General features: G+C 56.1%; 12 protein-coding genes. 8 read left to right on the forward strand and 4 right to left on the reverse strand.

Going from position 1 to position 15,165, the window contains the following annotated elements; genetic code table 11:
* Window positions 1-181: 181 nt before the first annotated feature.
* Window positions 182-982, reverse strand: a complete 801-nt coding sequence (locus ACYQ15_RS07380) for a FadR/GntR family transcriptional regulator (protein WP_459936881.1) — start codon at window positions 980-982, stop codon at window positions 182-184.
* Between the two features lie 945 nt (window positions 983-1,927).
* Here ACYQ15_RS07380 and ACYQ15_RS07385 point away from each other — a divergent pair.
* The 4 genes from ACYQ15_RS07385 (at window position 1,928) to ACYQ15_RS07400 (ending at window position 5,586) form a co-directional block, all read left to right on the forward strand.
* Window positions 1,928-2,443, forward strand: coding sequence for a YeeE/YedE thiosulfate transporter family protein (locus ACYQ15_RS07385; RefSeq protein WP_459936882.1), 516 nt, complete (start codon window positions 1,928-1,930; stop codon window positions 2,441-2,443).
* Complete coding sequence (locus tag ACYQ15_RS07390) at window positions 2,440-2,967, forward strand: DUF6691 family protein (protein WP_459936883.1); 528 nt, start codon at window positions 2,440-2,442, stop codon at window positions 2,965-2,967. The genes ACYQ15_RS07385 and ACYQ15_RS07390 overlap by 4 nt, the downstream gene beginning before the upstream one ends.
* Before the next feature lie 410 nt (window positions 2,968-3,377).
* On the forward strand, window positions 3,378-3,812 hold the full coding sequence (locus ACYQ15_RS07395) for a 4Fe-4S dicluster domain-containing protein (RefSeq protein ID WP_459936884.1): 435 nt from the start codon (window positions 3,378-3,380) through the stop codon (window positions 3,810-3,812).
* Window positions 3,805-5,586: an aldehyde ferredoxin oxidoreductase C-terminal domain-containing protein gene (locus tag ACYQ15_RS07400; RefSeq protein WP_459936885.1), complete on the forward strand. Its 1,782-nt coding sequence runs from the start codon at window positions 3,805-3,807 to the stop codon at window positions 5,584-5,586. Before ACYQ15_RS07395 ends, ACYQ15_RS07400 begins: the two co-directional genes overlap by 8 nt.
* A gap of 348 nt (window positions 5,587-5,934) precedes the next feature.
* Here ACYQ15_RS07400 and ACYQ15_RS07405 read toward each other — a convergent pair whose 3' ends face one another.
* The 3 genes from ACYQ15_RS07405 to ACYQ15_RS07415 form a co-directional block, all read right to left on the reverse strand.
* Complete coding sequence (locus ACYQ15_RS07405) at window positions 5,935-6,915, reverse strand: HD-GYP domain-containing protein (RefSeq protein WP_459936886.1); 981 nt, start codon at window positions 6,913-6,915, stop codon at window positions 5,935-5,937.
* A 118-nt stretch (window positions 6,916-7,033) separates the two neighbouring features.
* The gene (thrC, locus tag ACYQ15_RS07410) at window positions 7,034-8,494 is read right to left on the reverse strand and encodes a threonine synthase (RefSeq protein ID WP_459936887.1); all 1,461 of its coding nucleotides are present in this window, start codon (window positions 8,492-8,494) and stop codon (window positions 7,034-7,036) included.
* 355 nt (window positions 8,495-8,849) lie between these two features.
* Window positions 8,850-10,544, reverse strand: coding sequence for an FAD-dependent oxidoreductase (locus tag ACYQ15_RS07415; protein WP_459936888.1), 1,695 nt, complete (start codon window positions 10,542-10,544; stop codon window positions 8,850-8,852).
* Window positions 10,545-10,743: 199 nt separating this feature from the next.
* Between ACYQ15_RS07415 and ACYQ15_RS07420 the strand changes: the two genes are divergently transcribed.
* The 4 genes from ACYQ15_RS07420 (at window position 10,744) to moaA (ending at window position 15,120) form a co-directional block, all read left to right on the forward strand.
* Entirely contained in the window at window positions 10,744-11,727 is a 984-nt protein-coding gene (locus ACYQ15_RS07420; RefSeq protein ID WP_459936889.1) for a Tim44 domain-containing protein, read from the forward strand.
* A 245-nt stretch (window positions 11,728-11,972) separates the two neighbouring features.
* Entirely contained in the window at window positions 11,973-12,335 is a 363-nt protein-coding gene (gene dksA, locus ACYQ15_RS07425) for an RNA polymerase-binding protein DksA (protein WP_459936890.1), read from the forward strand.
* A gap of 165 nt (window positions 12,336-12,500) precedes the next feature.
* Window positions 12,501-14,030 carry an NFACT RNA binding domain-containing protein gene (locus ACYQ15_RS07430; RefSeq protein ID WP_459936891.1) on the forward strand — a complete coding sequence of 510 codons (1,530 nt, stop codon included), beginning with the start codon at window positions 12,501-12,503 and terminating at the stop codon, window positions 14,028-14,030.
* A 46-nt stretch (window positions 14,031-14,076) separates the two neighbouring features.
* Window positions 14,077-15,120: a GTP 3',8-cyclase MoaA gene (gene moaA, locus ACYQ15_RS07435; RefSeq protein ID WP_459936892.1), complete on the forward strand. Its 1,044-nt coding sequence runs from the start codon at window positions 14,077-14,079 to the stop codon at window positions 15,118-15,120.
* The last annotated feature ends 45 nt before the right edge of the window (window positions 15,121-15,165 follow it).

Consider the following 15,165-nt stretch of genomic DNA (forward strand, 5'->3'; position numbering starts at 1 on the left):
GCTGCAACTTTTCAGCATATCCAGTGTCTGGGCATTTACCTGCCCTGGATTCCGGCTTTCGCCGGAATGACTTCGTGCAGCAAACTATTTCCATGCAAGTCATGCCGGTGAACACCGGCATCCAGACCGTCTATTCTCGGCTGAGCTTACTATGGTTTCACCTTCACCAAATTAATCAATCTCACTGTTCAGCAGCGGCGGGCTTGACCACATCGGATGATTGCAGCCGGCGGATCCGATCGATTTTCTTGCGCAGGAGCATGTAGTGAAAACTGATGTAGGAATTGGCCTTTATGGGGTCATGAGCAGCGATCTCCCGAGCGGTATGTTGCCAGTTTTCGACCGCACAACGTCGGTACTCGTCGTCTTCGTACAGGGCATTATCCATGGAGCTGAACCCGAGCTGAATAGCCTGCATGATCCACTCGAAAATTGGATTACCGGTCATTCTTGCAAAAAGCAGGTTCAATTCCCGATCCAAATCCGTCAGTGCTTCCAGTGATGTAGCGCCGATGCCCGCCGCGACAGCCAGCTGATCAGCCTTGTCCACCAGCAGTTGCTTCTGCTCGGCATGACCTCTGGCAATGGCCAAATCCGTGATGATGTAATCCATGCTTTCCCGAAATTCGATGAGTCGCATGGGATCGGTATTGTTCTGCTTCAGGAAAAGGGCAAAGGATTCGCTGATGCTGATCACTTCGATATTCTTGACGTGCGCCCCGCCCTTGGCCCCCTTGTGGATTTCGATCAACCCCTTGTGTTTCAAGACCTGCAGGGCTTCACGGATCACGCCGCGTCCTGTCTTGAACAGGGTCTGCAACTCTCGTTCACTGGGCAGTCTTTCGCCGGGCTTGATCTTGCCTTCGATGACCGCGGCCTGGATTTGGAGGGCGATATCTTCTCCCGCTCGCCCGGTTTTTCCCGGTGCGGTGCAGATTCCCTGGAGTATTTCTGTTTTACCCGAAACGAATGGACGGTCCATTTCATCGCCTCAAGCCAACATGCTTTGTAAAAAATTAATAAATAATTCAAAGGATAAAATCAATAACGGCTTCGAAAAGAAACGACTTCCGACAGCCAATGGAAGGACCAATCTACAGATCAACCATGAATTGTCAACCTCAAACGGCAAAAATCAAGGCACAGAATTTCATTATTTGTCTGCGCCATCATCGCAATGACAGGAAATCCATAGCCTTTTTGGGATGGTTCAGAACTGGTTGACACTTGAGTACAAGCTGTCCCAAAGGGAGCGCGAATTATCGTTCCCTCGCTCCAGCGTGGGAATGCAACTCCCGACGTTCGGGGTCGCGGATTCAACTTCGGTGAAACGAGGCTCGATGATAATCTCGAGCATTGGGCACATTGCACCATGTGGAACTGCTTCCGAGCAGCCTTGGCTGATGGGAAATGACTGTTCACTCCAATCTGAAACGGGGCGCTGGAGCGCCCAAGGCTGCGTTCCCACGCTGGAGCGTGGGAACGATCGGAAAAAGCATGATTTTCTGTATCTATACAGCAAATCCGCGAAAAAGATCTGGATAGCGATAGCGCCGGCGTTCGCCGGTATGACTGTATAGATGTGGCTTGCCACGATAAGTCATTCCGGCGAATGCCGGAATCCAGTGCAGGTGAATGACCACCCTCCGGATGAACTGAATAGTTACGATTTCCTTTTGTCTGCTCCAGCACGGAAATTGCCGAAGAATTCCTATCCATTCTCTCCGGATGTTGCGGCTCTATAGCAGGTTCGCATTTCTCGATCCAAATGCCACCGAACCAAGAGAATGATTGTGCACTGCGTCACAAGCAGATTTATGCTTCTTGCCTGGACCTTCAGTGAAAAAGTGGTACAGATAGATCACCTCGGCTGAAGACTGAAGATGTGGTTGCGGCACAAACAGAACTGCTTTCAAGGAGGAAGAGCATGAAGAATGATGGCGGTTGGAGTCCTTACGTGGCGGGCGGCCTGAGCGGCCTGCTTGGAGTGATGTCGGTCTGGCTGACCGGACAATTTTTTGGTGCGTCCACGTCCTTTGTGCGTACCGCGGGAATGATCGAACAATGGTTCGGCCCGGAACGGGTTGCGCAACTGGAGTATTTCACCAGGGTCGTGCCCCGGATCGACTGGCAGTGGATGTTCGTGGTCGGCATAGTGCTCGGCTCCTTGGTCTCTGCGGCGACTTCCGGCTCGTTCCGCTGGCAGTCGGTGCCGGACATGTGGCACAAACGGTTTGGACACACTCCGGTCAAGCGGGCCGTGCTTGCTTTTTCCGGAGGCGTGGTGGCCATGTTCGGCGCCCGTCTCGCGGACGGCTGACCCAGCGGTCATGGGTTGAGCGGTTCGCTTCAACTGGCTGTCAGCGGATTTGTGGCTCTGGTGTGCTTTTTTGTCGGCGGGATGATCATGGCCCGCATCGTCTATGGAGGGAAAAAGTCATGAGCACCCTGATCTATGGACTGATCACCGGATTTCTCTTCGGCTTCCTGCTGCAGAAAGGGCGCGTGCTGCGCTACGACAAGCAGCTGGGCGCGCTCAGACTGATGGACATGACCATTGTCAAATTCATGCTCTCCAGCGTCATTGTGGGCATGGTCGGCGTGTATCTGCTCCAGGATCTCGGCGTGGCCAAGCTTTCCGTAAAGTCCCTGATCCTCGGACCGGTGGTTATCGGAGGTCTGATCTTCGGCCTTGGCTGGGGGCTTCTGGGCTATTGTCCCGGAACGGCCATGGGCGCCCTGGGTGAAGGCCGCTACGATGCGTTTTGGGGCATCCTGGGCATGGTGGTGGGGGCCGGCATTTTCGCCGAGGCCTACCCCTGGCTCACGACCACCGTGTACACCTGGGGCGACCTGGGCAAGCCCACCCTTCCCCAACTGATTGGCGTCAACCACTGGTTGGTCATCCCGGTGTTCATCGTCGGGGCAATCCTGCTTTTCCGCTGGTTTGAGAAAAAGGGATTGTAGACGCATATCCTCATTTGAGACCCGGCTTGCCTCGTTTGAGAGAAGCAAACAAGGCAAGCCGGGTCCCTTCTGGCCGCCATCCACAATTTGCTGAAGATTTCGGGTAACTGTTCAGCATGCTACTGCCCCGAGGACTTTGGCATCGCAGTCGGCGTCGGTATCGGTATCGGGATCGCAGACGGAGCCATGCGTGGATCTTCTCAACATTGTTCGAAACCGATTCCGACCCCGACACCGACCCCGATGTCGCAAGCAGATCGCACATCATGTACTGAGTAGTTACGATTTCGGTAAGCCGATCTGGCCGGAAAGCTCAGGATCACGTTTTTTGCACCCCATGCGAAAAAAAGGTAGTATTCCTTTTTTTGGGGTACATTTCTTTTTTCAACCTTCAGCCATCGAGGAACACGATGAAGATATTGCGTGCTTCACGCATGGACCGTTGCATCGGTTGCCATTCCTGCTCCATGGCCTGCGCACGGCAGGTACATAAAAAATTCTCCTGGAGCACCGCCGGGATCCGCATCAGCTCCAGCGGCGGAATCACAACGGGCTTCGAGGCGCGGGTTTGTCTGGCTTGCGATCCGGCGCCCTGCGCCAAGGCCTGCCCCACGGGCGCCTATTCCCAGCGCAAGGGGGGCGGCGTCATCGTCAAGATGAAACTCTGCATCCAGTGTGGAAAATGCGCCGAGGCCTGCCCCGTGGACGCCATCTATCTGGATGAAAAAGACAAGCCGTACGTCTGTATTCATTGCGGCCAATGCGTGGAATTCTGTCCCCACGATTGTCTGGAACTGCGCAAGAAACAGGAACACGTCCGCCGGGGAGGAATCGAAAATGACTGATACCGCATTTCGTGTCTGCATTGTCCATCTGGACAGGGACAAAGGCGAAATCATTTCCTTTGGCGACAAGAATGTTCATATTGGCGGCAGCGGGCTGGCCGCGGCGCTGTTCGAGAAATTCGGCCTTCCGGAAGAACCCTGGTCCCACCCGGATCAGCCTTTGATTTTCGCCATCGGCTGTCTGACGGGTTATTTCCCCTTGATGTCCAAGGTGGTCTGCGGATTCAAGTCTCCGCACCATGACCAGTACTCCGAATCCCATGCCGGAGGGCGTCTGGCCCTGGCCATGCGATTTGCCGGATACGACGCCATTGTCCTGCGGGGAAAAGCCCCCTTACCCGTGGCAGTGCACGTGGCTTCCAAAAACATCGAGACCGCGGACGCCAACTACCTTTGGGGCGCCAACGCTCTGACCACCGGAAGGGTCATGCGCCGCGCCTTTCCCGGCGCTTCGGGACATCGGAGCATCATCCGCATCGGCCCGGCCGGCGAAACATTGTCCGCCTATGCCTGCATCAACGTGGACACGTACCGCCATTTCGGCCGGATGGGCGCGGGCTCGGTCATGGGCGTGAAAAAGGTGAAGGCCATTGTGGTGTCCGGCGACGGAGACCAGGATTTGCCAGGAACCGACTCCAAGGCCTATGCCAAGCTGTTCAAAAAGGTCTACAAGGACATGACCGCCACGGAGATGATGAGCAAGTACCATGACCTCGGCACTCCGGGGAACGTCATCCCGCTCAACGAGCTGAAGTCCCTGCCCATCCGCAACCTGAAGCAGACCACGGACCCGGAGGTGGAGAAGATATCCGGGGAAGCCTTTGCCAAGGATCTGCTGATCCGCAACACGGCCTGCGCCGGATGTCCAGTGGGCTGCATCCATGTGGGGCTGCTGCGGGAACAGTTCCAGGAGGAACATCGCTTCCAGATCCGCCAGGTGGCCTATGACTACGAACTGATCTTCGGTCTGGGCTCCATGATCGGCGTGATGGACGCCTCGGCCTGTCTGGCCCTGATGGACGACGTGGAAAAGGAAGGTCTGGACGCCATGAGCACGGGCGTGGCACTGGCCTGGGCCACGGAAGCCTATCAAAAGGGATTGTTGACCAGGGAACAGGTGGAATACGACCTGGCCTTCGGCAACGTCGAGGCCTACAAGGAAGCCATCTGGAGCCTGGGCCACGCCAAGAACGAATTCTATGCCGATCTGGCCAAGGGCGTGAAACATGCCGCGGCAAAGTACGGCGGCGAGGATTTTGCCTGTGTCCTGGGCCAGGAAATGGCCGGTTACGTCGGCGAAACCTTTTACGCGTCCCAATCGCTCTCCTTCCGCCATTCCCATCTGGATACCGGAGCGTACGGGTACGACCAGAAGGAACATGACAAGAATCCGGAAAAGGCCGTGAAGTATCTCGTGGATGACGAGCGGGAACGGGTTCTGCTGACCTCCCTGGTTTCCTGTCTTTTTGCCCGCGGGGTCTACAAGAAGGAGTTGCTGGCGGAATGCCTGGAGGCGGTCGGCCTTCCGGACCTGGCCGCGAACATGGACCAGGCCGCGGATGAAATGCAGCGCCTGCGCTGGCGGATGCGCCTGGCCACTGGCTACCAGCCGGAACAGTCCACGGTTCCCAAACGTTGCATGGAAGTCGAAACCTGGGCCGGCAAGATGGATCCCGGCTATCTGGACGCCGTGCGCCAGGGCTACATCAATGCCATTCGTGAACTGGGCAAGGAAGAGCCGAAACCGACGTCGGAGTCGGAGTCGGAGTCATAACCCCCAGTTGACCCCGAGGAACTTCTCATCCGAGTTCCACCGCGCCCTCACTGCTTTGGCAAAACAAAAGCGTGAGGGCGTTTTTTTTCTCCCTCACGCTTACAAACGATTGCCGTAACTACTCAGCTTGAGAGAGGAGAATAAGGGTGGCTTTCAAACATTGTGGCAAGCATGACCTGGATTCCCGCCTTCGCGGGAATGACTCTGTTTTTATGCGGTCTTTGAGTCACTCATACCCGCGAAGGCGGGTATCCAGCCCACCTTTATTCCGATGAGCTGAGTAGGTTACCGGTTGCCAATACATCTCGCCACGCCACAGTCATTGTGACGGTGCGTCCAGTGAAAGCTTCAGAGCTGGATCATGCCCTGGCTGATCATCTTGATGAATGAGGCTACCATGTCTCGATCAAGCTTGCCCCGTTCAACATCCTTGGAAATGATCTTCAAGGCCTCGAAACCGGTTACCTTGTGTTTGCGGTAGGGTCTGTCGCAGGTGATGGCGTCGAACATGTCCGCGATGGTGACGATCCGCACGTGCTCCGGAATATTTTTTGTACCGGTGGGATATCCGGAGCCGTCCAATTTCTCGTGGTGAAACAGAACGCACTGGGTGACGGATTGCGACAACTTCATGTGCTGGCACATTTCCAGGCCATAAATCGGATGCTTTTTGACTTCCTCGAACTCGCTCGCATTCAGGGCGGAGGGTTTCGACAGAGTTGAATGATGAATCTTGGATTTACCGAAGTCATGCAGCAACGCCCCCACTCCCACCTGACGGATAAAAGATTTGCGAAGCGTCCTTCCCGTGTCTTCAGCATGGTGGATCAGCAGAGATATGGCATACAGGGCCGTATTGATGCAGTGGATGTACTCTTTGTAGTGAGTTGCTATCAGACTGCGAACCGATTGAATGGCATTGGGATTCTTTTCGAAAAATCCGTAAATGTTATCAACCAGAGCAACCATCTTCTGGTAACTCTTCTTCCCCAGATACTCCTTGCCCGATTGAACGAAAAACGACTCAATGACATCCAAAGAATGGCTGTACAGAATCTTTGATTTCGCTTGCAAAGGAACTTTGGAACTGTTCAGGATGTCCGGTAAGTTTTTCTCTATAAACAACTCATAAGTCAGCTTGTCGCTGTTATCAATGTACAGATTCTCGATTCCATTCCGAATCAGCCTGGAGCGATGCTCTGCCGTGAAGTTTTCCGGGGTCGCGTAAAGGATATAGTTGTTGTTTTGATAGAGGTAGATATTGAAATCAAAAGGCTTGTCGGTCAGCATCAACAGCAGGGGCTGAATCTGGAGATAATTTGAATCCATTGTTCACGCATGAAGATTAAAAGGTGTGTTTATCGCAGCCGCATAATGACTGTTCAGCCATTTGTGTCATTCTTAACCGAGCCGAGTCGAAACGTCTTTCGAACCCGACTCGTCACCTCTATTTTATGGCCTGCAGCCCCAGCACCTCAGCTACGGCCCTGCCTGCTTCCAGGGTGTATTCAGAAGATGAAAGGCGAGTTTTGACATCAGGCGACAATATCCGTTGGGGAGCGTTCATCAGTTCTTCCCGGGGCGTGATGCCGTACTCCGGCGGAAAGCTGTTTTCGAAATACATTTCCTGGAATCCGATGAATTTCAGGCTATGGGCCGTGGCATCCAGCACCGCGGTTTCGCCGGTCTGCATCAGGCCCAGTTCCCGGGCCCGCAGCAGGCCGGCCAGACATTCCCCGCCCTGGGTGCAGGCGATATGTCCATGGCGATTGGCCAGGAGCATGCCCTCGATGATGGCCTGCTCCTGCACCTGAACCACATGAAACAATCCGGAACCACCGGCCTGCTCGTACTGATCCGCCAGATGCTTGACCCGCGGAAAGGAGACCGGGTTGCCGATCATGGCTGCCTGGGCCACGCTGGATTGGACGCGAACCGGATGATAAACACGCTTGGCGGGATCGCGCTCGTCGTAGTACTGGTAGACCGGGTCGGCATGGACTGATTGGACGCCGAAGATCCTGGGCAGTTGCTCGATGATCCCAAGGCGGTGCAGCTTCAAAAAGCCGCTCATGATCGCCGTGACATTGCCCGCGTTGCCAATGGGCACGAATACGGCCTTGTCCGCGACATTCCAGGCGTAATGCTGGGCCACTTCGAAAGCATACGACTCCTGCCCCAGAATACGCCAGGCATTTTTTGAGTTCAGCAAGGCCACTCTGTAATTCTCGGCCAGGTGCTCCACCACCTTCATGCAGTCGTCAAAGACGCCGGGCAACTCCAGAACCACGGCCCCGCTGCCCAAAGGCTGGGCCAGTTGCTGCGGTGTGACCTTGCCCTGGGGCAACAACACCACGCTCTTGATGGCGCCCCCAACATAGGCCGCGTAGAGGGCCGCGGCGGCCGAGGTGTCTCCGGTGGATGCGCAGACCGTGAGCACCTGATCCCAGCCGTGACGCCGAATCAAGGCCTTCAGGTAGCTGAAGGCGCAGGCCATGCCCCGGTCCTTGAACGAGGCGCTGGGATTCTGGCCGTCGTTCTTGAAAGCCATATCCTGTCCAATATGTTCGGCAAGCGCTGTGGAAGCCGGAATGATCGGGGTGTTGCCCTCGCCCAGCCAGACGATGTCCTCCGGCTCCAGAACAGGAGCTGTCAATTCGTAAAAACGGAAAATTCCCTTGAGATCAGACCGGCGCGTCGCGGCCCGCAGATCAAAGGCCTCCCGCCACTGCTCCGGACTGGTACGCCGCAGCTCGTCAAACTGCGTATCCTCCAGCAGCAGAACCTCGTTGCACTGCGGACAGGTGTAGTACAGCTCGTCAATATCCAGCCTGGCCCGGCACCCCAGGCAAACATATTCCATCCGCCCGCGATGGGACGGAAACTGATCGTAAAATGAAGTGGTCATGGGTAACTCTAAAAAAAGTTGATGGTGTCTCAGAAAGAACATTCCTCAATAAAAAAAATCGCAATCGAAATCCAAATCGAAACGCAATCGCAATCTAAAACAAAATCAAAACGAAATCGCAGTCGAAAACGAATCGACTGCGATCACAGTATCGTGGCGGTCACATCGAAATCCGTAACTGTTCAGCATGCTACTGCCCTGCGGACTTTGGCATCGCAGTCGGGGTCGGTATCGGTATCGCAGGCGGAGCCATGCATAGGTCTTCTCAACATTTTTCGAAACCGATTCCGACCCCGACACCGATCCCGATGTCGGAGGCAGATCGCACATCATGTACTGAATAGTTATCGAAATCCTAAATATCCATCCCGCTCCTGCGGATCGCGGCCACGCCGCCCTGGAGATTCCGGGAACCGGAGATGCCGGCTTCCTCGAGTGTGATTTGAGATTCATAGGAACGGCCGCCGGCATTGCAGACCAGGATCAGGTTCTTGTCTTTGGGTATTTCTTCCAGCCTGTTCCGGAGTTCATCCTGGGGAATGTTCATCCACACATCGGGATACTTCTCCAGAAACGGCTGGGCATTCGCCTGGCCACGACAATCCAGGACCTGGAATTCGCGTCGCGGATCATTCCATAGAGTTGAAAACTCCGCAACGCTCAGCGGCGAGGTGCGGCCTTCGAGAATGTTCTCAGCGGCATTGGCCGCGGCATTGATGATGTCCATGGCGGACGAGAATGGTGGAGAATAGGGATATTCCAGATTGCTGATCACCGAAACATGGGGATGATCACCCAATACCGCGGCCACGGCCCCAATCCGTCCCACCAGGCCGTCTCCCTTGGCGCAAAGCCCCTGGGCGCCTAAAACTCGGCCGTTTTTCTCCACCACCATCTCCAGGTGCATCAGCTCATTTTCCGGAAAAAAATGGGCCCTGTCCGCCTGGACCACATGGGAATGAATCACGTCAAACCCGGATCTTTTGGCCGTTTCAGGGCTCAAACCGGTTCCGGCAACGGAAATCTCGAACAGCTTGACCGCAAAGCTGCCCACGGCGCCGGGAAATTCGGCCTCTCCGCCGGCCAGGTTCGTGCCGATCACCCGGCCCTGACGATTGGCCAGGGAACCCAGGGGATAGTAGCCGGGCTGCCCCGTGACCAGGTTGGTCACCTGCACGCAATTGCCGCCTGCGTAAATATCCGGATCCGAAGTCTGCATCCGGCTGTTGACGATGATCGCGCCCTTGGGGGAAACATCCAGTCCGGCCTGAACGGCCAGCTCGGAATTGGGTATCACGCCCGCGGACATGATCACCAGATCCGCGTCCAGTTCCTCGCCTTCCAGCAGCACGCGCTCCACCCGGCCGTCACCGGCAAAGCCAAGCACATTGGCGGCAAGTCGAAAAGAGACATCGTGCTCCTGCATATGTTTCTGGGCCATGCGGGCCAGATCCGCACTGACGAATCCGGGCAGCACCTGATCGGCGATTTCCACCACGGTGGTTTCCACGCCCCACATGTCCGTCAAGGCTTCGGCTATCTCCAACCCGATGAAACCCGCGCCGACAACAACGGCCTTGCTCACCTTGCCTGCTTCGACACGGGCCCGGATGCCTTCGGCTTCCTCCAGGTTGGACACGGCAAACACGCCGTCAAGGTCTTTGCCCGGCAGATCAAGCTTGCGGGGCCTGCTTCCCATGGCCAATACCAGTTTGTCGTAGGAAAACTGCATGGCTTCCCCGGATTCCAGATCCATGGCATGCACAACTCTGGCCTGACGATCGATGCTTTCCGCCCGCTTCCGGGTCAGAACCTCCACCCCTTTGGCCTCATGAAAAAAATGGGGATCGCGAACCATGTGAAAGCTGGTGGACTGCAATTCCTTTACGTCGCTGATGTCCCCGGAAACATAGTACGGAATTCCGCACCCGCCGTAGGAAACTCGTGATCCCTGGTCGATCATCGTCACCCGGACATCCGGCGCCAAACGTTTCAAACGACACGCCGCCTTTGGACCAAGCGCCACGGCGCCGATTATAACTACATGCATGATTCTCAACCTCCTCAATCGGATATGCTTATCAACTTGTTGACGATCATCGGTGCATCAGCACCGGCAATACCCTGAATAGACCCGAAGCCGGAAAGGTTCAAGGATGCTCGACGGCAAAAGAACGGGAAACCACTGCCGGAACTTGACACCATGCCTGACTGCATTATGGTTCGCAAAATTTTTCAGGAGGTATTGCGTGTCACGTGTAAAGATCATTCTTGGTTTCTTGATCTGCTTTTTGGCCATCGGGGGATTTGTCCTCGCGGAAATCGCCGAAGCCCAGCGCCTTGGCGGAAGCAGATCCTTCGGTTCCCGACCCAGCCAGCAGCGTCCGGCCCAACAACCCGCCCAGCCCCAGCGGGAAGCGCCGACCCAACAGCAAACCCAGCAGCAGACCCAGCAAAACAGGCAAACTCAACAGCAAGCCGCACAGCAGACTCCGGCCAGATCCGGTTTTGGCGGCATGCTCGGCGGCATGCTCGGCGGCCTGCTTCTGGGCGGCTTGATCGGTTCCCTGCTCACCGGAGGACTGGGCGCCTTCTCCGGTCTCAACTTCCTCGACATCCTGCTTTTCGGCGGGATTCTTTATCTGCTGTATCGCTTCATTCGCTCCCGCCGCATGGCGGCCCAGACTGCCGGGCCCAACCTTGATCAAAGCCCGTCGGTACAACCGGAATACATTCATCACCGGCAATCGACCCCACCAACACCAGCACCAGCAGCAACAATAACACCCGGCAGCAAGGAGAAAAGCGCCTGGGACGCCTTGAATACCGAACCGGCAAATACACCCTCCAGCGGCATTCAGGTTCCCGAAGGCTTTGATACCGCTGATTTTCTCATTGGAGCCAAGGCTGCCTACACCCGTTTGCAGACATCGTGGAACAATCGGGACATGGAAGACATTCGCAACTTCACCACCAAGGAAGTCTTCGCGGAGATCAAGCGCCAGCAGAATACCGCTCCCATGATGGGTCAGACGGAACTGCTGCATGTGGAAGCGTCATTGCTGGAAGTCCGAGAGGAGGACGGGGATACCGTGTGCAGCGTTTTGTTCGACGTGACGCTTCGGGAAGATCCCCTCGAGGAAGCCAAGCAAACTCAGGAGATCTGGCATTTCAGCCGTCCTTCCGAAGGAACCGGCATGTGGCTGCTGGAAGGCATTCAGCAGGTCAACTGACGCAGGCGAGGGCAAGGGGTGATGGGCTTTGGGCGATAGGCGACGGGTCGATGGTCTCCGCCCATCGACCCTAGCCCCTAGCCTTGTCGTCCAGGATATTGCAATTACTCCTGTCCACTTTTATAATATCCGATTCGCAGCAGCTGGATAATGACGAAAGATGCAACCATCCGGCCGAGGTCCGCGTGCGTTGATTTTTTCGACCTCGTAAAAACACCAACTTTGCCGATTTCATGGAGTAAAATATGAAACAAATCGACCTGGATTATTTTGACAAGCTGCTCAAGGAAACTCTGCAGGATCTCAGCCAGCGCGGATCAGAATCCCTGGATGAAATGACCGATAATCGTGAGGTTCATGCCGATCCGGCGGATCGAGCGACCATGGAAACGGATCGATCCTTCATGTTGCGCCTCCGGGATCGCGAACGCAAGCTCATCCCCAAAATTCAAGAGGCTCTCGGCCGTATCCAGAGCGGCAACTTCGGCATGTGCGAAGATTGCGGCGAAGACATCAGCATCGAACGACTCAAGGCCAGGCCGGTGACGACCTTGTGCATCAAATGCAAGAGCATTCGGGAAGAGGAAGAAAGCCTGCGCGGCGAGTAGCCGGATCAGTGCATGATGCTTGCTCGAAATCGTCGATCCTCTCGTATCGGGCAGGCTGACCCGGGTTTCGACGCTGTTCAGTCTCCTCGGCCACCTTCGTTCACATCCTTGCACACCGGCTGTTTTGCGACCATTGCCCCAATCCTTTCTTGATCTTTACCGCTAATGGAGGCTCTTCTTTATCGTCATCTGGTCCAAGAACTGCAACCTATGCTTATCGGCCGACGTCTGGAACGAATTTACGCTCCGCGACTGGGGTGGTGGACGTTTCGCCTCCAACCCGGTGAATATCCCCGGCATTTTCTTTTTTCCCACCACCCCGAAAGCGTCTCCATAACCCTCTCCTCGCATTCACCGGAGAATCCGGCAGCCCCCACTTCCCAGGTGATGGGGCTGCGTAAAAGAATCCAGGGCAAGCGCATCCTGGGCGTCCGCTCGAACTGGGTGAAACGCCGCCTGGCTTTGGGCATGGGATTGCATGAATCGACATCATGGTTGATCCTGGATGCGAAAAAAGGTGTTGCCCTGGAAAACCAGGCCCCGGAATGGCAACCGGATTCCCCTGACTGGCCTTCGCTGGACCAGATTCGGGTGGATTCACGGATATGGCATCGGTACCCCCAAATTTCTCCATTGCTGCGCCAGACCTTGCAAACCCTGCCCGAAGACTTAGGTATCGCATTGCTGAACGAGTTCGCTTCCGGGCTGCCGCCGAAAAACTTTTACATCTATCAATCTCCTTCAAGCCAGAGTATCGCCTGCCCCTGGATTCTTCCGGAACCGATCCGGGGCAACCTCACGCAAACTCGTTGCGAAACCGCTTTTGCGGCGACAAAGGCGATCGCCGAGGAGATATTCTTTCAGGAAAAAGCATCCGTGGCCGACCTGTCCGCGGCGCGGGCGCACAAGCGCAAGAAACGCTTGCTGAAAAACCTGGATTCCGATGAACAGCGCCTCTTGGATTTTGTCCGAATGGCGGAACAGGCTCAGCTGATCCGTCGCAACCTTTACCAGCTTCCAGACCAGGTCAGCGGACGTTCCCGCCTCGAGCGCATCACGCTGCCGGAAGAAGACGGTACCCTGGTGGATCTCGTACTGGATGCAAGGTTGACAATCCTGGAAAACATGGAACGCTGGTTCCGGCTCGCCGACAAGGGCCGACGCGGTCTGGTCCATGTGCAACGCCGCCGGGAAGCGATCACGGCCCAAGCCTCTCCGGCCCATGACACGGCGCCGCGACCCGCGTCCAAGCCGACGAATGCACCCGGCCGCAAGCTAAACAAGAGCACATCCTTGCCCCTGCACCGCTTTTTGAGTAGCGACGGATTTATGATGTTGCGCGGCAAGAACCAGAAAGCCAACCACGCCCTGCTCACCAAAACGGCAAGCTCTTTTGACTTCTGGTTTCACGCGGCTGATGGTCCCGGGGCCCATTTGATCTTGAAACGCAACTTTCCCGAACAGGACGTTCCCGAACAAACCATGATCGAGGCAGCGGGCCTGGCTGGACTGGCCAGCCACTTTTCCAGCGCCGACCGCGCAACGATCATCTGCGCACAGGTCAAATACGTCCGGGCCGTCAAGGGGACTCCTGGTCTGGCCAGGGTGGACCGAGTCCACCGGACGCTTCATGTCACCCTGGACCCGAATCTGGAAAACAAATTGCGGATCGTGGACGACGGACCGTCCCATTGATCCTCCTTTTTCACGATTTTTACTCATTCCATCCAGGCCAGAGCCGATGACACTGCCCTTAGAACGCGTTCCCGTTTCTTCCGCGCAACCGGAAATCATGACCGACCAGCATGGCCGCGCCATCAACTACCTGCGCCTGAGCATCACGGATCGATGCAACCTGCGTTGCCTGTACTGCCGTTCCTGCGACGGGCTGAAAATGCTTCCCCACGACCAGATGCTCAGCTACGAGGAATGTCTGGAATTGATTGCCGTGGCTTCAACGCTGAACATTTCCAAGGTCCGGCTGACCGGCGGTGAACCATTCATTCGCAAGAACTTTCTGCATTTCCTGGAACGGATCCTGACAGCTCACCCGCAACTGGACATGCGCCTGACCACCAACGCGACCCTGCTCAGCGGCAAGGTTCCCGCGCTCAAGGAAATCGGCATCCAGGGGCTGAACATCTCTCTGGACACCCTGGACAGGGCCAAATTCCAACGCATCACCGGGCGGGATTTTTTTCTGCCGGTCCGCGGCGCCATCGATCAATGCCTGGAGCACGGATTGCGGATCAAGATCAATGTCGTGGCTCTGAAAGGAATCAATGACGACGAACTGGAGGCGTTTGTCCGTTTGGCCGAAACCCATCCCCTGGACCTGCGCTTCATCGAGTTCATGCCCGTGGGTGAAAAAACCGTCTGGCGTCCCGATCAGGTCTGGACATCCAAGGAAATACTCCAACAGGCCCAGGAATTCGTTCAGCTGCAGCCCGTCACGGAATTGAGCAAACGCCACGGGCCGGCGAAAATGTTTGAGATTGTCGGCGGCAAAGGCCGAATCGGAGTGATATCCCCCATGAGTTCCCACTTCTGCGGGCAATGCAACCGGTTGCGCATCACTCCCGACGGCCGTTTGCGCACCTGCCTGTTCTCGGACAAGGAATACCGGCTCCGGCCGATCCTGCGTTCTCCCAAGCTGGGGCGGGAACACCTGCGCCAAGTGATCATCCGGGCCGGCAGGATCAAGCCCATGGGTCACGAACTCCTCGCAGCTCAAAACCGCAAGGGCTCCGTCTGCCGCAAGATCATGTCGGCTATCGGGGGCTGAGCATCATCTTATTTCAACCTGAGCCCTGTGCACACAGGTGTGGGC

It is taken from the genome of Desulfonatronum parangueonense, assembly GCF_054656975.1.